A 21,016-nucleotide genomic window follows, 5' to 3' on the forward strand; every position below is an offset into this window, starting at 1 on the left:
GTTCAGGCCGTACCGGCCTGTATCAGGAACTGGCGGAATGCCTCCGCGGGTGCGTCTAGCGGCCGCTCGCGGTGCCAGATCAAGCCCACTTCCATATCCGGCACCAGGTCAAGGATCGGCCGCGCTTCGATCCGCTTTCCCTCCAGCGACCAGTGGCGATAGACCATGTCCGACAGGATGCTCACCCCGAAACCGTGTGCAATCAGGCCGCGCAAGGCTTCCATCGAGCCGGTGCGGAAGGCGATGTCCGGCGCCAGCCCGCGCGCTCCCCAGTAGCGCCGGGTCGACTCTTCGCTCTCGTCCACCGTTACCTGGATATAGGGAAAGGCCGCGATGTCCTCCAGGGACGCGCTGTCCTTGCCGAGCAGCGGATGGTCCGCCGCCGTCCACAGCTGGCGGCGCGAGCGCATCAGCACGTGGTGGCCGAAGCGCTGGCGCTCTGGGACATTCGAGAGGATGACGACGCCCAGGTCGAGCTGGCCCCCGTCGATATCGGCCTCGATCTCCTCGCGGTGCATGTCGTGCAGGTCGAAGCGAACCTCGGGATGCTGCTTGCGAAAGCGCGCCATCAGCGGCGGCAGGAAGTAGCCGAGCAGGGTGTACGAGGCCCCGACGCGCAGCCTGCCTTCCAGCTCGGCGTTCGGAAGGCGCGGCTCGCGCAGGCAGTCGTCGAGCGAATCGAGGATCTCGCGGGTACGGTGGTAGAAGCGCTGTCCGTCCGACGTCAGCGCGACCCCGTGCGGCTTGCGCTCGAACAGGCGCATGCCGAGCGCTTCCTCGAGCAGCAGCACGGCATTGGTGATGGCCGATTGCGACACGTGGGTGCGCGCGGCCGCCATCGAGAAGCGGCCGGTCTCGGCGGCCGCCGCGAAGTAGCGCAGCTGGCGCAGGCTGACGTTGTCTTTAGCTGACATTAATTTTTTTGATAGCAGGACTCACGATTCCTGATTTTACGATAGTTGAACACTTTTGTATTATCTGTTCATTGAAATTCCTGACCAAGGCCTGCCATGAATTCGCCCCTTAGCCCTGCCGCCAGCGACGCCCTGCGCGCCGTGACCCTTGACGACAAGTACACCGTCGACAAGGGTCAGATTTTCCTGAGCGGGGTCCAGATGCTGGCGCGCCTGCCGATGCTGCAGAAGGCGCGCGATTTGCGTGCCGGGCTGAACACAGCCGGCTACGTGTCGGGCTACCGCGGCTCGCCCCTCGGCGGCCTCGACCTGGCGCTATGGAAGGCGAAGAAACACCTGGAACAACACGACGTGATCTTCCAGCCCGGCCTGAACGAAGACCTCGCGGCGACGGCGGTGTGGGGCACCCAGCAGGTCAACCTGTACGAAAGCGCCACCCGCGACGGCGTGTTCGGCATGTGGTACGGGAAGGGGCCGGGCGTCGACCGCTCGGCCGACGTCCTCAAGCACGCAAACTCGGCAGGTACCTCGCCAAAGGGCGGGGTGCTGATGCTGGTCGGCGACGACCATGCGGCCAAGTCCTCAACCGTGGCGCACCAGTCCGAACACCTGCTGGTCGCCTGCGGCATTCCGGTGCTGTACCCGTCCAGCGTGCAGGAGTTCCACGACTATGGCCTGCATGGCTGGGCGATGAGCCGCCATGCGGGCTTATGGGTGGCGATGAAGTGCGTCACCGATGTGGTCGAGTCGTCCGCCTCGGTGGAGATCGACACCGAAGGACTGCAGATCGTGCTGCCGCCGGCGCCCGCGCTGGAAGGCGGCCTGGGCATCCGCTGGCCGGACGCGCCGCTCGAGCAGGAAGCGCGGCTGGTCGACCACAAGTGGTATGCGGCGCTCGACTACATCCGCGCCAACCGCTTGAACCGCGTGGTGGTCGATGCACCGGGAGCGCGCTTCGGCATCGTCGCGGCCGGCAAGGCCTATCTCGACCTGCGCCAGGCGCTGGTCGACCTCGGCATCGACGACGAAGCCTGCGCGCGGATCGGCATCCGTATCCTGAAGGTGGGCTGCGTTTGGCCCCTGCACGCGGACGACGTGCAGGAATTCGCGTCCGGACTGCGCGAGATCCTGGTGGTGGAAGAAAAGCGCCAGGTGCTGGAGTATGCGATCAAGGAGCAGCTGTACAACTGGCCGCACACCGAACGTCCGAATATCTACGGCAAGTTCGACGAGCGCGCCGGCGCCGGCGGGGAATGGTCGGCGCCGCGCGGCCAGTGGCTGCTGCCTGCCCGCTACGAACTGTCGCCGGCCCTGATCGCCAAGGCGATCGCGCGCCGCCTCGCCCAGGCCGAGCTGCCCGCCGACCTGCGCGCCGCCATCGATGCGCGCATCGCCATCATCGAGGCCAAGGAGCGCGAGGCGGCCCGCCCGCGGGTGACGGCCGAGCGCAAGCCATGGTTCTGTTCCGGCTGCCCGCACAATACCTCGACCCGGGTACCGGAAGGCTCGCGCGCCCTGGCAGGCATCGGCTGCCATTACATGGCGTTATGGATGGACCGCCGCACCGAGACCGTCAGCCAGATGGGGGGCGAGGGCGTCAGCTGGCTCGGGCAGATGCATTTCACCAGCGACCGCCACGTGTTCGTGAACCTGGGCGACGGCACCTACTTCCATTCCGGCCTGTTGGCGGTGCGCGCGGCGATCGCAGCCAAGGCCACGGTCACCTACAAGATCCTGTACAACGATGCCGTCGCGATGACCGGCGGCCAGCCGGTGGACGGGACCCTGACGGTGGCCCAGATCGCCCAGCAGCTTACCGGCGAGGGTGCGGTGCGGGTGCTGGTGGTGAGCGACGAGCCGGATAAATATGCGGACCGCAGCGGAATGCCGGCCGGCGTGACGGTCCACCACCGCGACGAACTCGATGCGCTGCAGCTGGAACTGCGTGACACAGCCGGCGTGTCGGTGCTCATCTACGAACAGACCTGCGCCACCGAGAAGCGGCGGCGCCGCAAGCGCGGCGAGGCCAGCGATCCGCCGCGCCGCGCCTTCATCAATGCGGCCGTGTGCGAGGGCTGCGGCGACTGCTCGGTAGCGTCGAACTGCCTGTCGGTCGAGCCGCTGGAGACCCCGCTGGGCACCAAGCGCAAGATCAACCAGAGTTCCTGCAATAAGGATTTCTCCTGCGTGAACGGGTTCTGCCCGAGCTTCGTGACGGCGGAAGGGGCGCAGCTGCGCCGTCCCGCCGCCGCTGCCGACGCCTTCCAGGCCGCCGAGCTTCCCGAGCCGGCTCTGCCGGCCCTGGACGGGGTCTGCGGCATCGTGGTCCCCGGCGTCGGCGGCACCGGCGTGGTCACGATCGGTTCCCTGCTCGGCATGGCGGCGCACCTGGAAGGCAAGGGCGTCAAGGTCCTCGACATCACAGGGCTGGCCCAGAAGGGCGGTGCCGTGCTCAGCCATATCCAGATCGCCGCGCATACTGGACTGATCCATGCCACGCGCGTGCCGACCGGCGACGCGGCGGTGCTGATCGGCTGCGACGGCATCGTCGCCGCCTCGCTCGACGCGCTGTCACGGGTCCGGCGCGGCCGCACCCGTGCCGTAGTGAACAGCGCGGCAGTGCCATCCGCGGCCTTCCTGTCGAACCCCGACTGGACCTTCCCCGGCGCCAGCGCCGAAGCGGACCTGCGTGCCAGCATCGGCGATGCCTGCGAGTTCGTCGATGCCAATGCACTCGCTACCCGCCTGTTTGGCGACACGATCTTCGCCAACCCGCTGCTGCTCGGCTACGCGTGGCAGAAGGGCTGGATTCCGCTCGGGCGGCAGGCGCTGCTGCGCGCCATCGAACTCAACGGGGTTGCGGTCGAGAAGAACCAGCGCGCATTCGAAATGGGACGTCTCGCGGCCCACGATGCTTCCGCATTAGCGGATCAGTACGCCGCGAAGGATGCCGGCGCGGTCGTGCTGGCCATGCCCCTGACGCTGGAGCGCCTGGTCGCGGAGCGTGCCCAGCTCTTGCGCAGCTATGGGGGCGAGGCCTATGCGCAGCGCTACCGGGCGGCAGTGGCGCGCCTGCGCGCCGTCGAGGCGGCGCATCCGGGGCAACGCCGCCAGCCGCTGACCGAAGCGGTAGCGCGCAATCTTGCCAAGCTGATGGCCTACAAGGACGAGTACGAAGTGGCACGCTTGCACAGTGCGCCGGAATTCCTGACTTCCCTGCGGGCGCAGTTCGAAGGCGAGCCGGGCAAGGATTACACGCTGAACTTCCATCTGGCGCCGCCGTTGCTGGCGCCGCGCGGCCCGGACGGCAGGCCGGCCAAGCGCCGCTTCGGCCCGTGGATGATGCCGGTGTTCCAGCTGCTGGCGCGCCTGCGCTGGCTGCGCGGAACGCCATTCGACCTCTTCGGCATGAGCGCCGAACGGCGCCGCGAGCGCCGGCTAGTCGACGATTATCTTGCGCTGGTTACGCTGTTCTGCGAGACCCTCACGGATGAGCGGATGGAGACGGCGCTTGAACTGGCCCGGCTTCCGGAAAAGATTCGCGGCTACGGCCACGTGAAGGAAAAGGCCATGGACGTGGCCGACGAAAGGCGCGCGCAACTGATGGCGCAGTATGGCGCACCCGAACCCCAACGACAAAAAGCCTGAAGGAGATCTGCATGAAAATACTTGTACCCGTCAAACGCGTGGTCGACTACAACGTCAAGGTCCGCGTCAAATCCGACGGCAGCGGCGTGGATATCGCCAACGTCAAAATGTCGATGAATCCGTTCGACGAGATTGCGCTGGAAGAAGCCGTGCGCCTGAAGGAAGCCGGCAAGATCCTTGAGGTGGTGGCGGTGTCGGTAGGTAGCGCCCAGTGCCAGGAAACCCTGCGTACCGGTATGGCGATCGGCGCCGACCGCGGCATCCTGGTCGAGACCAATGTCGAGACCGAGCCGCTGGCCGTGGCCAAGATCATGAAGGCGCTGGCCGACAAGGAGCAGCCGCAGCTGATCATCCTGGGCAAGCAGGCGATCGACGACGACTCGAACCAGACCGGCCAGATGCTGGCTGCGCTGCTGGGCTGGCCGCAAGCCACCTTCGCATCGAAAGTGGTGCTGGAAGACGGCAAAGTGACCGTGACCCGCGAGGTGGACGGCGGCCTGGAAACCGTGCAGCTCACGCTGCCGGCCATCATCACCACCGACCTGCGCCTGAACGAGCCGCGCTACGTGACCCTGCCGAACATCATGAAGGCCAAGAAGAAGCCGCTGGAAACCGTCAAGCCGGAGGACCTGGGCGTCGACGTGGCCCCGCGCCTGAAGACCTTGAAAGTGGTCGAGCCGGCCAAGCGCTCGGCCGGCATCAAGGTGCCGGACGTTGCCACCCTGGTGCAGAAGCTGCGCCTTGAGGCCAAAGTCATCTAACTATACTGAGGAAAAGAACATGGTCGCACTCGTTATCGCTGAACACGACAATGGCTCCCTCAAGGGCGCTACCCATCACACCGTGACCGCTGCCGCCCAGTGCGGCGCTGCTGGTGCAAATGAAGTCCACATCCTGGTCGCCGGATCCGGCTGCGGCGCAGCCGCCGAAGCCGCCGCGCAGATCGCCGGTGTAGCGAAGGTGCTGGTCGCCGACGCGCCTCATTTCGCCGACGGCCTGGCCGAGAACGTCGCCGAGCAGATCCTGGCGATCGCCGGCAGCTACTCGCACATCCTGGCTCCTGCCACCGCCTACGGCAAGAACATCCTGCCGCGCGTGGCCGCCAAGCTGGACGTGGCCCAGATCTCGGAAATCACCAAGGTCGAATCGCCGGACACCTTCGAGCGTCCGATCTACGCCGGCAACGCCATCGCCACCGTCCAGTCGGGCGACAGCGTGAAGGTCATCACCGTGCGCGGCACCGCGTTCGACTCCGCCGCCACCGGTGGTTCGGCCGCCGTCGAGCAGATCGCAGCAAGCGGCGACGTCGGCAAGTCGGCCTTCGTGGGGCGCGAGCTGGCCGTCTCAAGCCGTCCGGAACTGACTGCCGCCAAGATCATCGTGTCGGGCGGCCGCGGCATCGGCTCGGCCGAGAACTTCAAGCTGCTCGAGCCGCTGGCCGACAAGCTGGGCGCCGCCATGGGCGCCTCGCGCGCCGCGGTGGACGCGGGCTTCGTGCCGAACGACTGGCAGGTCGGCCAGACCGGCAAGATCGTCGCCCCGACCCTGTACATCGCGGTCGGCATCTCGGGCGCGATCCAGCACCTGGCCGGCATGAAGGACTCGAAGACCATCGTCGCCATCAACAAGGATCCGGAAGCGCCGATTTTCTCGGTGGCCGACTACGGCCTGGTGGGCGACCTGTTCGACGTCGTGCCGCAGCTTGTCATGGAAATTGGATGAACTAGTGGCCGATGGGCGCGGCGCGCTCATCGGCAATCTGCCAAAATACGACATGAGCGCAAGCACCGCATCGCCCCTTCCGATTCCTCCTGGAGACCAGGCTTCTAGCGCGCCCCAGGAGCGCCAGATACAGATCCACCTACGTAAAATCCCGCTTCTTGCCGGCCTGTCGGACGAGGAGATTGCGCTGGTCAAGCAGGAAATCCGTATCCGCCAGTACGGCAAGCGCGAGGTCGTGCTGCAAAAAGGCGGGCATGGGGATGGCCTGCTGTTCCTGCTCTCGGGTCAGCTGCAGGTGGTGAACGTGACCGAGGACGGGCGGGCGATCGGCCTGCGCCTACTGGCGCCAGGCGATTTCTTCGGTGAGATCGCGTTGATCAACAAATCCACGCGGACCGCATCGATCGTCGCGATGTCCGACGTGCTGGTCGGCTTCCTCCCGGCGGCCACCGCACTGCATTTGTTCTCGCATTCGCCCTCGGTGGCGATGGGGATGCTCCGGTACCTGGCCGAAAAAATCGAGCGTGACTCGGAATTTCGTTCCCTGCTGAGTATCAACAACACCGCGAGGCGCGTCTATACCTACCTGGTGCTGATGCAGAAGAACAAAGTTTCCAAGGCGGACGGACCGGCGGTGCTTGAAAACCTGCCGACCCATCAGGACATCGCCAACATGATCAACACCAGCCGCGAGACGGTGACGCGGGCGCTGGCCGCGCTGGCGCAGCAGGGGATCGTGCAGAAGGATGCAAACCGGCTGATCATCATCAAGCCGGATGCATTGCAGAAGCTCGTCAAGGGCTCCTGATGCGCGCGCTCAGCGCCCGAATATTTCTTCCGGCGTCCGCACGCTCGTGCCGAGGATCGGCCCGACGAGTTCATGTCCCCAGGTCGACAGCTTCTCCGGATTCAGCTCATAGCCGTCGTCGTGCCATGGCTCCAGCTCGGCGATGCATTCGATCGCGAAGCCGGACGGGGTGAAGTGGTAGAACGACATATGCGGGTCCTGCACGTGCTGGCCGAGCGTCATCATCATCTGCAGGCCCTTCTTGCGCACCAGGTCGTAGGTTTCGCCGACGTCGCGCACCGAATTGACCGTGATGCCGACGTGCTGGACCCCGGCCTTGCCTGGCCCGAACCCGTAGGCGATATCGTGGCTGGTATGGCTGTTGAGCTTGGCGCGGAAGAAGCCGGTCTTGCCCTTGCCGGCCCCGGCGCCGTAGTAGCGCATGCCCATGATCGCAGTGAGGAAATGCTCGAGTTCCGGCGTGTATTCAGGGGTGATGACGACCACGTGGCCGACGCCCCGCTGGCCGCAGGCGAAACCGCCGTGGGGGCGGCCCGGCTGGAACGAACGAGGCATCCATTTCTGGGCGTAGAATAGCTCGTGCTGGTAACCGACCGGATCGCGGAAACGTACCAGTTCCTTCACGCCGCGGCGCTCGCGCAGTGCTTCATCAGCCACCGTCACTTCGATGCCGTGCTCGCGGAAGCGCTCGACGGCGGCCTGGAATTCCAGCTTGCCCCGGGCTTCCCAGCCGATGTAGGCGAGGCGGTCGATTTTGCCCGGATGGAAAGCGATCCGATGGCGCCGGTCGTCCATCCGGAAATACAGCGAATCGGTGTCGCCTTCGGGCGACGCGCCGATCTGGAAACCCATCACTTGCGGGCCGTACTCGCGCCACGCATCCAGGTTCGCGGTTTCGAAACCGAGGTAGCCGATGCCGATGATGTCCATGTGTCTTCCTCCTGTTGTTGTGTGATCGGTACGCCGGGCTAGATGGCGAGCAGGCCGCCGTCCACCACCAGGTCGGAGCCGGTCATGAAGCGGGCTTCGTCGGATGCCACGTAGAGGGCAAGCGACACGACTTCTTCGGGCTCGCCCGGGCGGTCCTGCAGGACGCCGTCGAGGATGATCCTGCGCGTGACCGGATTGTCGACGAAGGCGGCGGTGCCTGGCGTCCGGACGAATCCCGGGCTGATGCTGACCGCGCGGATGCCGAGCGGCGCGCCTTCGACCGCCAACTGCCGGGTGAACGAGACCACGGCGCCCTTGGCGGCGCTGTGCGCGCTGATCCCGGCCGCTTTCGAGCCACCCCAGGCGGCGGTCGAGGCAATGTTGATCACCACGCCGCCGCGCACCGACAGGTGGCGCCATGCGTACTTGGTGGTGAAGAAGATGAGATCGAGTTCGTTACGGATGGTGAAGTGCCAGTCCTCGATCGACATCTCCCCGACACCGCCGAACTTCGCTGCCGAGGCATTGTTGTACAGGATGTCGATGTGGCCGAGTTCCTCGGCCGCCGATTCGACCCAGCGCCGCGCCTGTTCGTGGTCGCCGAGATCCACCGGCGCCTCGCCATGCAGGGTATGGCCCTCGGCGGCCATCAGGCGCGCGGTCTCTTCGTGAGCTGCGCGGTCGACGTCGCAGCCGACCACCGTAGCCCCTTCGCGAGCGAACACGAGGGCCGCGACGCGCCCTTGGCCGCCACCGGTACCCGTGATCAGGGCAACTTTTCCAGCTAATCTATTCATGATTATTCCCGCAGGAAAGCGGGCCACTCGCGCAGGCGCCGCATGTCGAGCATACGCCTGGCGTGGGCCGCCAGGGTTGGAACTCAGGCAGGCGCCAGAACCACGATGGCTTCGGCCGGACAGGCGGCTGCGCCTTCGCGCGCCGCTTCCAGCAGTTCGTCCGGTACCAGCTCGCTGTCGACATAGGCGATGCCGCCTTCGTCGAGCTTGTAGATTTCAGGGCAGAGGGCGGCGCAGAGGCCATAGCCGCAGCACTTGCTGCGCTCGATGATGACGCGGTGAAGCTGAAGATCGCTCATGATTCGTCTCTTTAATAATTATCCGACCGCTGGGGTCTGTGAGACGATTATGCACACAAATCGAAAATCTGTCACGTTTTGTGTGAATTGGTTCAGAACAGGATATTGCCGGCCTTCGAAGCGAGCTTGCGCAGCAGCTCGCCGAGTTTTTCTACCCCCTCGCGCTCGTGCTGTCCGCGGAAGGTGACGGCCGAGACGGCGTAGGCGATGGCGCCGTTGCGGTCGTTTACTGGCGCCGCCACCGCCAGGATGCCGGCAGAGAAATAGCCGTCGTCGACAGACCAGCCATGCTCGCGTGCATCGGCCACCTGTTGCCGGTAATCCTCGAAGGCGAGCGGGCGCGCCCAGCGCACCTTGTCGAAGGCGGCGCGCAGCTGTGCGTCGTCCAGTCCGAGCTGGGCGGCGAACAGGCGTCCGCTGGCGCCCATCAGCACCGGCAGGCGCTGGCCGATCGCCATGTCGATGCGCAGGTCTCCGGGACTGGTCTCGGCGCTGACCAGCACGATGCGGTCATTGCCCATGCGGCGCCACAGGGTGACCGTCACGTGGTGGGCCGCGGCGAATTCCTGCATCAGAGGCCGCACCACGTCCAGCCGTTGGCCCTGGGTGACGAGGTGCTCGACCAGCTTGGCCAGGCCGAGGCCGGTCGTATAGGTCTTGGACAGCGGATCGAAGTCGAGCATCTCTTCTGCGACCAGGGTGCGCAGGGTATTGAAGCAGGTGCTGGGGTTGATCTCGAGTTCGCGCGCGATGTCGGCCGCCCGCTCCGGGGAGCCTGAGGTGGTCAGAAAGCGCAGGATGCGGATCGCGTTAACGACCGGCTTGACCGTCACGCCGGTGGAAGTGTCCAGACGGTCGTCCTTGCTGTTGTCGCTGCTCATTCGCGCTCCGGTCGAGGGCGTCCGGTATCCCGGTGCGCCCGAATATAAAATACCATTCTAAAGTCAGAATGATTCGGCGGCAAGAAATTGGCTATCGTACCGATGCAGAATGTTCATTGGATAAGCCGCGTCATGCGTCTTATGCTTGCGTCAACACGTGTGGCCGCGAGATGCGCGGCCACCTTCCAATTCACGACAGGGAGACGACAGCATGGATGACCAGGACATGGACTTGAAGAGTGCCGAGACGGAGTACAAGTGCCCGATGGGGCATGACAGGAAGCCGAGGCAGACGCGCACTAATGCCCACTGGTGGCCGGACCAGCTGAACCTGGGCGTCCTGCACCAGCATGCCAGGCTGGGCGATCCGATGCTGGAAGACTTCGACTACCGGCAGGAATTCTTGACGCTCGACCTGGACGCCGTCGTCGCCGACCTGCACGCCCTGATGACGGACTCGCAGGACTGGTGGCCGGCGGATTACGGCCACTATGGGCCGTTCTTCATCCGCATGGCCTGGCACTCGGCGGGCACCTACCGCATCTTCGACGGCCGCGGCGGCGCCCGCTCGGGCGAGCAACGCTTCGCGCCGCTCAACAGCTGGCCCGACAACGGCAACCTCGACAAGGCGCGGCGGCTGCTCTGGCCCATCAAGCAGAAGTATGGCAAGCAGCTGTCCTGGGCCGACCTGATGATCCTGGCGGGTAACGTCGCGCTCGAATCCATGGGCTTCAAGACCTTCGGCTTCGGCGGCGGCCGCGAGGACATCTGGGAGCCGTTGCCGATCGACTGGGGTCCCGAATCGACCTGGCTCGGCGACGAGCGCTACAGCGGTGAGCGCGAGCTGGCCAAGCCGCTGGCCGCGGTCCAGATGGGCCTGATCTATGTGAACCCGGAAGGTCCGAACGGCGAGCCCGACCCGGCACGCTCGGCCCGCGACATCCGCGACACCTTCGGGCGCATGGCCATGGACGACGTCGAGACCGTAGCGCTGGTCGCCGGCGGCCACACCTTCGGCAAATGCCACGGCGCTGGGCCCGCCCACCACCTGAGCGCCGATCCCGAAGGCGCCAACATCGAGGAACTGGGCCTGGGCTGGAAAAGTGCCTACGAGAGCGGTATCGGCGCGCACGCCATCACCAGTGGCCTGGAAGGCGCGTGGACCGCGACTCCTACGCAGTGGGACATGAGCTACCTGGAGACCCTGTTCGGCTTCGAATGGGAGCTCACCAAGAGTCCCGCCGGCGCGCACCAGTGGAAGCCGCAAGGCGATGCCGGCCGCAACGTACCTGACGCCCACCTCCCGGGCAAGGTCCACCAGCCGATGATGACGACGGCCGACCTGGCGCTGCGCGCCGACCCGGCCTACGAGAAGATCGCGCGCCACTTCCTCGCCAACCCGCAGGAGTTCGCCGACGCCTTCGCCCGCGCCTGGTTCAAGCTGACGCACCGCGACATGGGACCAAAGCTGCGCTACCTGGGCCCGCTGGTGCCGCAGGAAGACCTGATCTGGCAGGACCCGATCCCGCAGGCCGACCATCCGCTCGTGGACGACGCCGACATCGCTGTATTGAAGGGCAGGCTGCTGGACGCCGGCCTGACGGTCCAGCAGCTGGTGAAGACCGCGTGGGCCTCGGCATCCACCTTCCGCGGCAGCGACCTGCGCGGCGGAGCGAACGGCGCCCGCATCCGCCTGGCGCCGCAGAAGGACTGGGAAGCGAACGACCCGGCCGAGCTGGCGCAGGTACTGGGCCGTCTGGAAGCGATCCAGCAGGAGTTCAATGCTTCGGCCGGCAATGGCAAGCGGGTATCGCTGGCCGACCTGGTCGTGCTGGGCGGCTGCGCCGCGGTGGAAGCGGCTGCGAAACAGGCTGGGCACGATATCCGCGTCCCGTTCCGTCCCGGCCGCATGGATGCGTCGCCGGAGCAGACCGACGTCAATTCCTTCGAGGTGCTGGAGCCGGCGGTGGATGGCTTCCGCAACTACATCAAGGCGGGAGGCGAAGGCAACGTGGCCAACGCCATGCTCGACAAGGCCAACCTGCTGATGCTGACCGCGCCGGAGATGACCGCCCTGGTCGGTGGCATGCGCGCGCTGGGCGCCACCAGCGGCGGCGTACAGCACGGCGTGTTCACTACCCGGCCCGGTACGCTCACGCCCGACTTCTTCACCAACCTGCTCGACATGCGCACCGCCTGGAAGCGCGTGGAAGGCAGCCAGCACCTGTTCGAGGGCAGCGACCGCGCGAGCGGGGCGCGGCGCTGGACCGCGACCCTGGCCGACCTGATCTTCGGCAGCAATGCGCAGCTGCGCGCGCTATCCGAGGTCTATGCGGCCCGCGACGGCGAGGTGCATTTCGTGCAGGACTTCGTCAAGGCGTGGACCAAGGTCATGGAGCTCGACCGCTTTGACCTGAGGCGGCGCAGCGCCGCCTGAGGCCTGGCCCGGTCAATCCTTTACCAGCAGCAGGCTGCCGGCAAGCGGCCCGCCGCCGGACGCCACCACCGAGGCGCGGTGGGGCGCCACCTGGCGCGCGCCGGCGCGGCCCCAGAGCTGGGTGCAGGCTTCGTGGACGTAGCCGAGTCCATGCGTGCGGCCGCCCGACAGCTGGCCGCCGTTGGTATTGATGGGCATCTCGCCGCCGAGCGCGATGCGCTGCCCGCCCTCGACGAAGGGGCCGCTTTCGCCGCGCGGACACAGGCGCAGGGCTTCCAGCCACATCATGGTCAGGATCGAGAAGCCGTCGTAGAGCTGGGCCGTGCCGACGTCGGCGGGGGTGAGATCGGTGCGCGCCCACATCATGTCGGCCGCGTCGCGCGTGGCCATCGCGGTCAGGTCGATCTGGTCCCAGGACCATGGCTGGTGCAGGGCGGCGCCGATCGCCTCGATGCGGACCGGCGGGTTGGGTCCGTGCGCCGCCGCATCGGCGCGTGACAGGATGATGGCGGTGGAGGCGTCGCAATGCACGTCGCAGTCGAGCATGCGCAGCGGGGTCGAGATCATGCGCGAAGCCATGTACTCGTCCATCGACAGCGGGGTGCGGAACACCGCCTTCGGATTGAGTACGGCATTGGCGCGGCAGGTGAGGGCGATCTGTGCCAGCTGTTCCGGGGTGGTGCCGTAGTCGTGGAAGTGGCGCTGGGCGTACATGGCCATCAGGTTAGCCCCGGAGAGCACGTTGAAGGGCGTGTACCACTGCCAGAAAAAGCTGTTGTCGCGGCCGACCGTCTTGTTGGTGAGCGCGCTGGCGCCCTTGTCGGTCTGGCGCCGGGTTGCTTCGGTGATGGTGCGAAACACCAGCACATGGCGGCACAGCCCGGCCGCGATCGCCATCGCGCCGTTGATCACGCCGGCCAGTGGCCCCGGCCCTTCGTAGCCGCCCCCGTACCAGTTGACCTTCAGGCCAAGGGTGCCGATGAGCGCATTGGGGCCGACCGGGGAAAAGGCATCGCCGTTATTGTTGTCGCCGGGCCAGCACGACACCCCGTCGATGTCGTCGCGGCTCAATCCTGCATCCGCGATCGCTTCCAGGCAGGCGTCGAGGGTGAGCCGCATCGCGGACTTGCCGGACGGGCGCCCGACTTCGGACTGGCCGATACCGCTGATCGCCACGTCTTTCTCATAGATCCGGTCAAACATTATGCCGCCTTTTCGAAGAGGGGAAGCCAGACATCCTCGACCTGTTCGAAGCACACGCGTACCGGCATGCCGATGTGCACCTCGGCGGGTGGGGTGCCGACGATGTTGGTGACGAAGCGTAATCCCTGCTGGTCCGCCAGCTCGACGATGGCCACCACGTACGGGTCTTTCAGGTCGGCGCGCCAGGCTTGATGGTTGACCGTAAAGGTAAGCACTGTCCCCCGGCCCGACACCGCCCTGGGCCCCACCTCCGAACTCAGGCAGTAGGGACAGATCGGTGCCGGAGGATGGAAGAAGCGCGCGCAGGCGTCGCAGTGGTGCATGCGCAACTCCTGCTGGGCGCCACCTTGCCAGAAGGCGCTGTTGTCGGGAGTAAGCGCGGGGAGTTTTCTTGTCATGTGCTGGACTTTCAGGTCAATGCGCGGCCGCTATCGATGAGACGATTCTACAACTATGTAGACAGAATTGGAAAATCTGTTTAAAGTTTTCAGCAAGTTCCTGCAATCGCTGCCTGTTGCCACCTGACCCGACCGGAAAGACCAGCCATGCCCGCACCTCTCGACACCCGCATCATCGTCATCACCGGCGGCTTCGGCACGCTCGGCCGCGCCGTGGCGCAGCGTCTCCTTGCCGACGGCGCTCGGGTCGCGCTGCTCGACCGCGCACCGGCTCCCTCGAGCGGCCTGCCCGCCGCCGCACTCGCGCTCGGCGGCGTTGAACTGGCCGACGAACAGGCCTGCCAGGCCGCCTACGGCCAGGTGCGCGAAGCCCTGGGCGGAATCGACGGCGTCGTCAATGTCGCGGGCGGCTTCACCTGGGAGACGCTGGAAGGCGGGGCGCTCGCCTCGTGGGACCGCATGTATGACACCAACCTGCGCACCGCGGTGGCGAGTTGCCGCGCCGCGCTGCCGCACCTCCTGGCGCGCGGCGCCGGCCGCATCGTCAATGTCGGTGCTGCGGCGGCGCACAAGGCCGGCATGGGCATGGGCGCCTACGCCGCCTCCAAGGCCGGGGTGGCGCGCCTGACCGAGGCGCTGTCCGAGGAACTGAAGGACCGGGGCATCACCGTCAATGCGGTGCTGCCGAGCATTATCGATACACCGGCGAACCGCGCCGATATGCCGGATGCCGATGCCAGCCGCTGGGTGGCCCCGAGCCAGCTGGCGGCGGTGGTCGCCTTCCTGCTGTCCGCCGACGCCGCGGCCCTGACCGGCGCCTGCATCCCGGTGAACGGCCGGGTGTGAGCCTGGCGCTCAGTGCAACGAACTGGCCCGGAGAAGGGCCCCGACTCACCACAAGGAGGGCCAGGCCGCCACAGGCGGTACTGGCCCCGACGGAGACAAGCAATGAGACTCGTTACCTATCGTGACGAACGTGGCGCGATGCGTCCAGGGGCGCTGATCGAGTCGGACAGTGCTATCGTCGACCTGTGCATCGCAGCCAGGAGCACCGGTCTCGGTGCCTGGCCGGCGTTCGGCAGCATCCTGGCCCTGGTCGAGGCGGGACCGGAAGCGATGGAGGAGGCGCGCCGCATGGTGGCGCTTGCGCCAAGCGCTGCGGTGATCGAGCGCGCGTCCGTGAAACTGTGCGCCCCGATCCAGCCGCCGCCCCAGATGCGCGACTGTTCCTGTTTCGAACTGCACCTGAAGCAGAGCTTTGCCGCAGCCCGCCGCGCGCGCGTCGCCCACCTCCCGAATCCGGAAGAAGCGCTGGCCCAGATGAGCACCCGTGCCGACGAGCGGGTGATCGCCACCTTCAACCGCCAGCCCATCTATTACAAGTGCAACCGCTTCGCCGTCATCGGGCCTGATGAGGACGTGATCTGGCCGGCCTACAGCAAGGCGATGGACTTCGAACTCGAATTCGCCTGCTATATCGGGCGCAAGGCCAAGGACGTCCGGCGCGACAAGGCGCGCGACTACATCGTCGGCTACACGATCTTCAACGACATGAGCGCCCGCGATACGCAGGCGGTCGAAATGGGCGGCATGCTCGGCCCGGCCAAGAGCAAGGATTTTGATACCGGCAACGTGATGGGGCCTTGCCTGGTCACCGCCGACGAGCTGCCCGACCCGTATGACCTGAACATGGTCGCGCGCGTCAACGGTGAAGAGTGGGGCCGGGGTTCCACGCGCGACATGCGCTGGCAGTTCGAGGACCTGATCGTCCATATCTCTCGCTCCGAGACCCTGTATCCCGGCGAAGTGCTGGGCTCGGGCACGGTCGGCAACGGCTGCGGCCTCGAACAGCTGCGCTACCTGAAGCCGGACGACGTGATCGAGCTCGAGGTCGAGGGCATCGGCATCCTGCGCACGAGAATCAGGCGGCCCTGAAAGGCAGATTACACCGGCGTTACCGGCCGCAGAGCCCGGGAGCCGATTCCACGACCTAATAGGAGACAACCATGGTCGCAACAAAGAACGGCGCGGCGATCGACTTCGCCGAGTTCAAGCAATCCTGGCGGGTACTGCTGCTGGCCATCACCGGCATCATGATCAGCATTAATGCCGCCCTGCTGTACGGCTTCGGGGTGCTGGTGATTCCGCTGCAGGCCGAATTCGGCTGGGAGCGCCCGGCACTGCAGGCGGCGATCAGCTTCCTATTCGGCGGCGCGGTGGTCGGCCTGCAGCTGGTCGGCTGGCTCAACCTGCGCTTCGGGATCAAGCGCGTCACGGTCGTATCGCTACTGACGATGGCCCTCGGCTACCTGGCCACGACCCAGATCAGCGGTTCGGTGTGGACCCTGTACGCGGCATTCTTTTTGCTGCCGATCGTGGGCATGGGTGCGCTGGCGGTGACCTGGACCCAGCTGCTCAACCTCTGGTTCCTGCGCAACCGCGGCCTCGCGCTGGCGCTGGGCCTGTCCGGTACCGGCATCACGGCCGCGGTGACGCCGCCGCTGTTTGCCTGGGGTGTCGCGAACTGGGGCTGGCAGGCGCCCTTCGTCATCCTTGCGCTGGTCAACGTCGTGATCGGCATTCCGCTCACGCTGGCCTGGTTCCGGTTGCCGGAAGTGGGCGCTGCCGCAAAGCCAGGGGCCGCCGCGCCGGCGCCCATGACGGGCATGGCTTTCCGCGAGGCCCTGGCCTCGCCCAAGTACTGGGTCTGCAACCTGGCCTTGTGCCTGGTCGTCTCGGCCGTGATGGGTGTCGTCACCAGCACGGTGCCGATGCTGCGCGACCGCGGGCTGGATGCATCCGCGGCCGCCCAGGTATTCGCCTGGTTCGGCATCGCGCTGGTGCTGGGCCGTCTGGTTGTCGGCTACCTGCTCGACCGCCTGTGGCCGCCCGGCGTGGCCGCCGTCAGCCTGGCGCTGCCGGCGATCGGCACCATGATCTTTTTGTCCGGGAATAACGATATCGCCATGCTCAGCCTTGCGGCGGCGCTCGCGGGCCTCGGCGCCGGCGCCGAATTCGATATCGCCGCCTTCCTGATGGCGCGCTACTTCGGCCTGAAGGACTATGGGCGCATCTTCGGCCTGCATCAGGGGCTGATCACGGTGGCATCGGCCGGCGCGCCGCTGGCCTACGCCGCCATGTTCAGCGCCACCGGCGGCTATGCGGCCATGCTCACCTATTGCACGGCCAGTACGCTTGCGGGCGCCGCCATGCTGCTGATGCTGGGACGCGGGCCTCGGGCGGCGGTGCAGCCGCAGGCAGCTAGCGCCTGAGCCGTGGGTGTCTCCAGCTTTTTACGTCACAAGGAACAGACATCATGTCGCTTCAATCGGTAGTGATTGCCGGCGCCGGGCATGCCGGCGTACAGGTAGCGCTGTCCCTGCGCCAAGAAGGTTTCGCGGGGCGCATCGCGCTCGTCAACGACGAACCCTGGCTGCCCTATCAGCGCCCGCCGCTGTCGAAGGCTTTCTTGCTCGGTAAGATCAGTGCGACGGCGATGCAGTTCCGTCCCGAGGAATTCTATGCCGAGCAGGGGATCGAGCTGCTGGCCGACCGCGGCGCTGCGATCGACCGCCAGAACCGGCGCCTGGTGCTGGCCTCCGGCGCGGCGCTCGACTACGACCACCTGGTGCTGGCCACCGGCGCCCATAACCGGCCGCTGACGGTACTCGGAGCCGACCTGTCCGGCGTGTTCGGGATCAAGACGCGGGCCGACGCCGACGCGGTGGCGCCGCTGCTCAAGACGGCGCGGCGGGTGGTCGTTATCGGCGCCGGCTTCATCGGCCTGGAGTTCGCCGCGGTGGCGGCGGCCGAAGGGGCCGCGGTCGAGGTACTGGAACTGGGCGAGCGGCCGATGGCGCGCGCCATCTCGCCGCAGATGTCCGAAGTGTTCCGCGCCGCCCACGAGGGCTGGGGCGTGCACTTCAACTTCCGCAGCGCGGTGTCGGAGATCGAGGGCGACAACGGCAGGGCCGTGGCCGTGATCACGGCCGACGGACGGCGTTTGCCGGCCGATCTGGTGGTGTATGGCATCGGCGTGGTGCCGAACGTCTCGCTCGCACTGGAAGCGGGACTGAACATCGACAACGGCATCAAAGTGAGCGCCGGCCTGCTGACTTCCGACCCGAACATCTCCGCGCTCGGGGATGTCGCAGCCTTTCCCTGCCTGCAGAACGGTTCGCAGCTGACCCGGCTGGAGTCGGTGCAGAACGCCTGCGACCAGGGCAAGCTGATCGCGGCGCGGCTGGTGGGCAAGCCTGCTCCCTACACCGCCTTGCCCTGGTTCTGGACCGACCAGGGCAGCCTGAAGCTCCAGATCGCCGGCCTCGCGCTATGCGCCGACAACCATGTGGTCCTAGGCGATCCAGCCGCCGGCCAGGTGTCGGTCCTGTGCTTCCGTGGCGAGCAGCTGCTGGCGGTGGAGTCGTGCTGCCGCGCCGGCGATCACATGGCGGCGCGCAAGATCCTGTCGCGGCCGCCCGCGCTTACCCCGGCGGTGGCGGCCGCCCCCGGCTTCGAGCTGAAAGAGTGGGAAGCGGCCAACCGTTGAGCATGAAGTACCGGGGCAGGACGGCCTGTCTCAGGCGCTGAAATCGGCCAGCCAGGCCTGGTCGTCGACGCAAAGCGCCTCGGCACGGGCGCTGAAGTCCCAGGTCGAACCGACCATGCGGATGGCCTGTGGTGCGCGCTGTGGCTGTTGGGCATAGCAGCGGCCGGTCAAGTGGGCATGCGGCTCCTTGTCGATGTCCTTCAGCCGGCCCAGGGAAATCAGCGCGCAGCGGCGCAGTACCAGCGCTGCTTCCGCTTCCTCGGCAGGGAGCTTTCCCAGTGCCCAGCGTGCCATGCCCTGGCGCATGTCGACGCCGGTGTAGGGATCCGGCCCGAGGATGCTGCTGTTCTCGACCGACCAATCGAGCAGCAACTGGCCATCGCGCTCGAGAAAGGCGTGTGTACGGCCATCGATGTGGCGGGGGATCTCGATGTCGTAGCGCCGGGCGCGATCGCCACGCGCGGCCGCGGCAACGGCCAGGCCGGCGAGGTCGAACATGTGGGTGCACTGCTGGGTCGCGTCGGTGTAGAGGTTGACCGAATGCGCGATGTCGTCCAGGCGCATACCGGCCAGGCGCTGGAGTTCTGGCGCCGCGCCGGGGCAGGCGCTGAAGGGATGGCGGGGCGCCTCCCCGCGCACGGCTGTGACTTGCCGGCCGCGGTGGTCGACCACGACGCGAAAGTGGTGGAAGTCGTCCTCCAGTACTGCGCGTACCTGTCCGCCCTGGCTGTCGTGCCGGCCCGCCAGTTCGATTCGCCTGCGAAAACGCTGCATGTGGTTTTCCTGGTATGTGTTATTGGTGTGAATGTGTACAATAACAGAAAATCTGTATAAGAACCTGTGTGGGCATGGGTTCGATAACGAGGAGACCAGCGTGGGATTGTTGAACGATAAAGTGGCCTTGATTACCGGTGCCGGCGGCGGCATCGGGCGCGGCGTGGCGCGCCGCTTCGCGCGCGAAGGCGCGGCGGTGGTGATTGCCGAGATCGACCGCGACAGCGGCGCCCAGGTGGCGCGCGAGGTCGAGGAGCTGGGCGGACGGGCGCTGTTCGTGCCCACCGACGTGCTGCGCAAGGAATCGGTGCTGGCCGCCGTCGACGCGGCGGTGGAGCGTTTCGGCGGGTTCGACATCCTGGTCAACAACGCCTTCGTGCCGACCCCGAACGTCCTCCTCGAGGACAAGACCGACGAGATGCTCGACCAGACCCTGACCTCGACCATCAAGGCAGCCTGGTGGGCCATGCGCGCGGCGCTGCCGCACATGCGCGCGCGCGGCGGCGGCAAGATCGTCAACTTCTATTCGATCGACGTTGAGCTGGGGGCCTGGCTGCATGCCGACTACAACACTGGCAAGGCCGGCATCGTCGGCCTGACCCGCAGCGCGGCGGCTGAGTGGGGGCGCTTCAACATCACCGTCAATGCGATCGCGCCGACCGCGATGGGCGCCACCTTCCACAAACTGGCGGCCGAGAATCCGGGATTCGCCGAACGGGCGGCCGCCATGCGCCCTCTCGGGCGCTGCGGCGACCCGGAAGACGACATCGGACCGGTGGTCGTGTTCCTGTCGAGCGAGATGTCGCGCTACGTGACCGGGGAATCCTTCCACGTGGACGGCGGCCTGCACCTGCCCGGCTATAACTCGAGACCGGCCAACGTGCCGGTGCGGGAAGCCTAGAAACATGCGCCGCTCAGGCGGCGCCTCACAGGACAGCCTTCATCATGCAAGCACTCAGGCGCGCCAGCGCCAAGGCCGGCGCCAGCGCCGACGGCAAGCGTAACCGCCGCGCCGAAACCACCATCGCCTCCATCCTTGCGGCGACCGAGGAGATGGTGCTGCGCGAAGGCTCGGACCGCATCTCGATACTCGATGTTTGCGCACTGGCCGGTGTCTCGCGCGGTACCTTCTACCGCTATTTCGCCTCGCAGGAAGAGCTGCTCGACGCCTTCGCGCGCCACAAACGGTCCTCGTTCCAGCAGGCCATGGCCGATGCGGTGACACCGTATGCGGAGCCGACCGCGCGCTTCCATGCGCTGGTGCGCTACCTCGACGACTATGCGGCGCATGGCCAGGCACGCCTGCTGCTGCGCGCCGCACCCGAGTACACGCTGCGCCTGTTCGGCCGTTTGTTCAACGAATCGCTGGTGCGCATCGACGACCTGATGCGCATCGTGTTCGATTCATGGGACCGGCGCCTGGGCATTCGCACCGACCGCGAACTGATCTGCGAGCTGCTGATCCGCTGCGTGCTGAGCGAGCTGGTGGTGCCCAACGAGCGTCCTGAGGACGGGGTGCAGCGCATCGTCGCCTTCCTTTATTCGATCGTCGAGTGCGAGTCGCGCGACAGCGCGCAAAATAAAAGTTAAACACATTTGCCATTTCTGTCTATCTTTGGCAATATAGGTCCTGATGCAAAAGCACCGACCGAGTGC

Annotated in this window: 19 protein-coding genes; 11 read left to right on the top strand and 8 right to left on the bottom strand. The window is 66.5% G+C overall.

What is annotated here, in order from left to right:
• Window positions 1–2: 2 nt before the first annotated feature.
• Window positions 3–914, bottom strand: coding sequence for a LysR family transcriptional regulator (locus AC56LU_RS11140; RefSeq protein WP_497175661.1), 912 nt, complete (start codon window positions 912–914; stop codon window positions 3–5).
• 96 nt (window positions 915–1,010) lie between these two features.
• Here AC56LU_RS11140 and AC56LU_RS11145 point away from each other — a divergent pair, with 96 nt between their 5' ends.
• From AC56LU_RS11145 to AC56LU_RS11160, 4 genes are read left to right on the top strand one after another with little or no spacing between them, the layout of a single operon-like run.
• Window positions 1,011–4,562, top strand: coding sequence for an indolepyruvate ferredoxin oxidoreductase family protein (locus AC56LU_RS11145; protein WP_497175662.1), 3,552 nt, complete (start codon window positions 1,011–1,013; stop codon window positions 4,560–4,562).
• A gap of 11 nt (window positions 4,563–4,573) precedes the next feature.
• Window positions 4,574–5,323, top strand: coding sequence for an electron transfer flavoprotein subunit beta/FixA family protein (locus AC56LU_RS11150; RefSeq protein ID WP_497175663.1), 750 nt, complete (start codon window positions 4,574–4,576; stop codon window positions 5,321–5,323).
• A 19-nt stretch (window positions 5,324–5,342) separates the two neighbouring features.
• Entirely contained in the window at window positions 5,343–6,284 is a 942-nt protein-coding gene (locus tag AC56LU_RS11155) for an electron transfer flavoprotein subunit alpha/FixB family protein (RefSeq protein ID WP_497175664.1), read from the top strand.
• Between the two features lie 4 nt (window positions 6,285–6,288).
• Window positions 6,289–7,092: a Crp/Fnr family transcriptional regulator gene (locus AC56LU_RS11160; RefSeq protein ID WP_497175665.1), complete on the top strand. Its 804-nt coding sequence runs from the start codon at window positions 6,289–6,291 to the stop codon at window positions 7,090–7,092.
• Window positions 7,093–7,101: 9 nt separating this feature from the next.
• Here AC56LU_RS11160 and AC56LU_RS11165 read toward each other — a convergent pair whose 3' ends face one another.
• The 4 genes from AC56LU_RS11165 to AC56LU_RS11180 form a co-directional block, all read right to left on the bottom strand.
• Complete coding sequence (locus AC56LU_RS11165) at window positions 7,102–8,022, bottom strand: VOC family protein (RefSeq protein WP_497175666.1); 921 nt, start codon at window positions 8,020–8,022, stop codon at window positions 7,102–7,104.
• A gap of 38 nt (window positions 8,023–8,060) precedes the next feature.
• Window positions 8,061–8,819, bottom strand: coding sequence for an SDR family NAD(P)-dependent oxidoreductase (locus AC56LU_RS11170; RefSeq protein ID WP_497175667.1), 759 nt, complete (start codon window positions 8,817–8,819; stop codon window positions 8,061–8,063).
• 83 nt (window positions 8,820–8,902) lie between these two features.
• A complete protein-coding gene (locus tag AC56LU_RS11175; RefSeq protein ID WP_497175668.1) occupies window positions 8,903–9,118 on the bottom strand; it encodes a ferredoxin in 216 nt (71 codons plus the stop codon).
• A 92-nt stretch (window positions 9,119–9,210) separates the two neighbouring features.
• On the bottom strand, window positions 9,211–9,999 hold the full coding sequence (locus AC56LU_RS11180; RefSeq protein WP_497175669.1) for an IclR family transcriptional regulator: 789 nt from the start codon (window positions 9,997–9,999) through the stop codon (window positions 9,211–9,213).
• Window positions 10,000–10,210: 211 nt separating this feature from the next.
• Between AC56LU_RS11180 and katG the strand changes: the two genes are divergently transcribed.
• A complete protein-coding gene (katG, locus tag AC56LU_RS11185; protein WP_497175670.1) occupies window positions 10,211–12,436 on the top strand; it encodes a catalase/peroxidase HPI in 2,226 nt (741 codons plus the stop codon).
• A gap of 12 nt (window positions 12,437–12,448) precedes the next feature.
• On the opposite strand, the gene AC56LU_RS11190 is transcribed toward katG, so the two are convergent.
• Together AC56LU_RS11190 and AC56LU_RS11195 are read right to left on the bottom strand one after the other, a co-directional pair.
• On the bottom strand, window positions 12,449–13,639 hold the full coding sequence (locus AC56LU_RS11190; RefSeq protein WP_497175671.1) for a thiolase family protein: 1,191 nt from the start codon (window positions 13,637–13,639) through the stop codon (window positions 12,449–12,451).
• Window positions 13,639–14,037: a Zn-ribbon domain-containing OB-fold protein gene (locus tag AC56LU_RS11195; protein WP_497175672.1), complete on the bottom strand. Its 399-nt coding sequence runs from the start codon at window positions 14,035–14,037 to the stop codon at window positions 13,639–13,641. Before AC56LU_RS11195 ends, AC56LU_RS11190 begins: the two co-directional genes overlap by 1 nt.
• Window positions 14,038–14,184: 147 nt before the next feature.
• On the opposite strand from AC56LU_RS11195, the gene AC56LU_RS11200 reads away from it, so the two are divergent.
• The 4 genes from AC56LU_RS11200 to AC56LU_RS11215 all read left to right on the top strand — a co-directional run bounded on the left by AC56LU_RS11200 (window position 14,185) and on the right by AC56LU_RS11215 (window position 18,586).
• Window positions 14,185–14,883: an SDR family NAD(P)-dependent oxidoreductase gene (locus AC56LU_RS11200; RefSeq protein WP_497175673.1), complete on the top strand. Its 699-nt coding sequence runs from the start codon at window positions 14,185–14,187 to the stop codon at window positions 14,881–14,883.
• Window positions 14,884–14,985: 102 nt separating this feature from the next.
• A complete protein-coding gene (locus AC56LU_RS11205; RefSeq protein ID WP_497175674.1) occupies window positions 14,986–15,972 on the top strand; it encodes a fumarylacetoacetate hydrolase family protein in 987 nt (328 codons plus the stop codon).
• Between the two features lie 71 nt (window positions 15,973–16,043).
• Entirely contained in the window at window positions 16,044–17,309 is a 1,266-nt protein-coding gene (locus AC56LU_RS11210) for an MFS transporter (protein ID WP_497175675.1), read from the top strand.
• A 44-nt stretch (window positions 17,310–17,353) separates the two neighbouring features.
• Window positions 17,354–18,586 carry an NAD(P)/FAD-dependent oxidoreductase gene (locus AC56LU_RS11215; protein WP_497175676.1) on the top strand — a complete coding sequence of 411 codons (1,233 nt, stop codon included), beginning with the start codon at window positions 17,354–17,356 and terminating at the stop codon, window positions 18,584–18,586.
• A 30-nt stretch (window positions 18,587–18,616) separates the two neighbouring features.
• Here the strand turns inward: AC56LU_RS11215 and AC56LU_RS11220 are convergent, their stop codons facing one another.
• Window positions 18,617–19,360, bottom strand: coding sequence for a DUF2889 domain-containing protein (locus AC56LU_RS11220; protein ID WP_497175677.1), 744 nt, complete (start codon window positions 19,358–19,360; stop codon window positions 18,617–18,619).
• A 100-nt stretch (window positions 19,361–19,460) separates the two neighbouring features.
• Between AC56LU_RS11220 and AC56LU_RS11225 the strand changes: the two genes are divergently transcribed.
• Both AC56LU_RS11225 and AC56LU_RS11230 read left to right on the top strand, forming a co-directional pair.
• Window positions 19,461–20,261: an SDR family NAD(P)-dependent oxidoreductase gene (locus AC56LU_RS11225; protein WP_497175678.1), complete on the top strand. Its 801-nt coding sequence runs from the start codon at window positions 19,461–19,463 to the stop codon at window positions 20,259–20,261.
• A gap of 44 nt (window positions 20,262–20,305) precedes the next feature.
• On the top strand, window positions 20,306–20,950 hold the full coding sequence (locus AC56LU_RS11230; protein ID WP_497175679.1) for a TetR/AcrR family transcriptional regulator: 645 nt from the start codon (window positions 20,306–20,308) through the stop codon (window positions 20,948–20,950).
• Window positions 20,951–21,016: the final 66 nt, after the last annotated feature.

The sequence above is a fragment of the Telluria sp. PB2R4 genome, assembly GCF_059685695.1.

What these genes read in the sequence shown, in the direction of transcription:
- AC56LU_RS11140 (WP_497175661.1), bottom strand. Translation starts at nt 914, where the DNA reads ATGTCAGCTAAAGACAACGTCAGCCTGCGCCAGCTGCGCTACTTCGCG.
- AC56LU_RS11145 (WP_497175662.1), top strand. Translation starts at nt 1,011, where the DNA reads ATGAATTCGCCCCTTAGCCCTGCCGCCAGCGACGCCCTGCGCGCCGTG.
- AC56LU_RS11150 (WP_497175663.1), top strand. Translation starts at nt 4,574, where the DNA reads ATGAAAATACTTGTACCCGTCAAACGCGTGGTCGACTACAACGTCAAG.
- AC56LU_RS11155 (WP_497175664.1), top strand. Translation starts at nt 5,343, where the DNA reads ATGGTCGCACTCGTTATCGCTGAACACGACAATGGCTCCCTCAAGGGC.
- AC56LU_RS11165 (WP_497175666.1), bottom strand. Translation starts at nt 8,022, where the DNA reads ATGGACATCATCGGCATCGGCTACCTCGGTTTCGAAACCGCGAACCTG.
- AC56LU_RS11170 (WP_497175667.1), bottom strand. Translation starts at nt 8,819, where the DNA reads ATGAATAGATTAGCTGGAAAAGTTGCCCTGATCACGGGTACCGGTGGC.
- AC56LU_RS11175 (WP_497175668.1), bottom strand. Translation starts at nt 9,118, where the DNA reads ATGAGCGATCTTCAGCTTCACCGCGTCATCATCGAGCGCAGCAAGTGC.
- AC56LU_RS11180 (WP_497175669.1), bottom strand. Translation starts at nt 9,999, where the DNA reads ATGAGCAGCGACAACAGCAAGGACGACCGTCTGGACACTTCCACCGGC.
- katG (WP_497175670.1), top strand. Translation starts at nt 10,211, where the DNA reads ATGGATGACCAGGACATGGACTTGAAGAGTGCCGAGACGGAGTACAAG.
- AC56LU_RS11190 (WP_497175671.1), bottom strand. Translation starts at nt 13,639, where the DNA reads ATGTTTGACCGGATCTATGAGAAAGACGTGGCGATCAGCGGTATCGGC.
- AC56LU_RS11195 (WP_497175672.1), bottom strand. Translation starts at nt 14,037, where the DNA reads ATGACAAGAAAACTCCCCGCGCTTACTCCCGACAACAGCGCCTTCTGG.
- AC56LU_RS11200 (WP_497175673.1), top strand. Translation starts at nt 14,185, where the DNA reads ATGCCCGCACCTCTCGACACCCGCATCATCGTCATCACCGGCGGCTTC.
- AC56LU_RS11205 (WP_497175674.1), top strand. Translation starts at nt 14,986, where the DNA reads ATGAGACTCGTTACCTATCGTGACGAACGTGGCGCGATGCGTCCAGGG.
- AC56LU_RS11210 (WP_497175675.1), top strand. Translation starts at nt 16,044, where the DNA reads ATGGTCGCAACAAAGAACGGCGCGGCGATCGACTTCGCCGAGTTCAAG.
- AC56LU_RS11215 (WP_497175676.1), top strand. Translation starts at nt 17,354, where the DNA reads ATGTCGCTTCAATCGGTAGTGATTGCCGGCGCCGGGCATGCCGGCGTA.
- AC56LU_RS11220 (WP_497175677.1), bottom strand. Translation starts at nt 19,360, where the DNA reads ATGCAGCGTTTTCGCAGGCGAATCGAACTGGCGGGCCGGCACGACAGC.
- AC56LU_RS11230 (WP_497175679.1), top strand. Translation starts at nt 20,306, where the DNA reads ATGCAAGCACTCAGGCGCGCCAGCGCCAAGGCCGGCGCCAGCGCCGAC.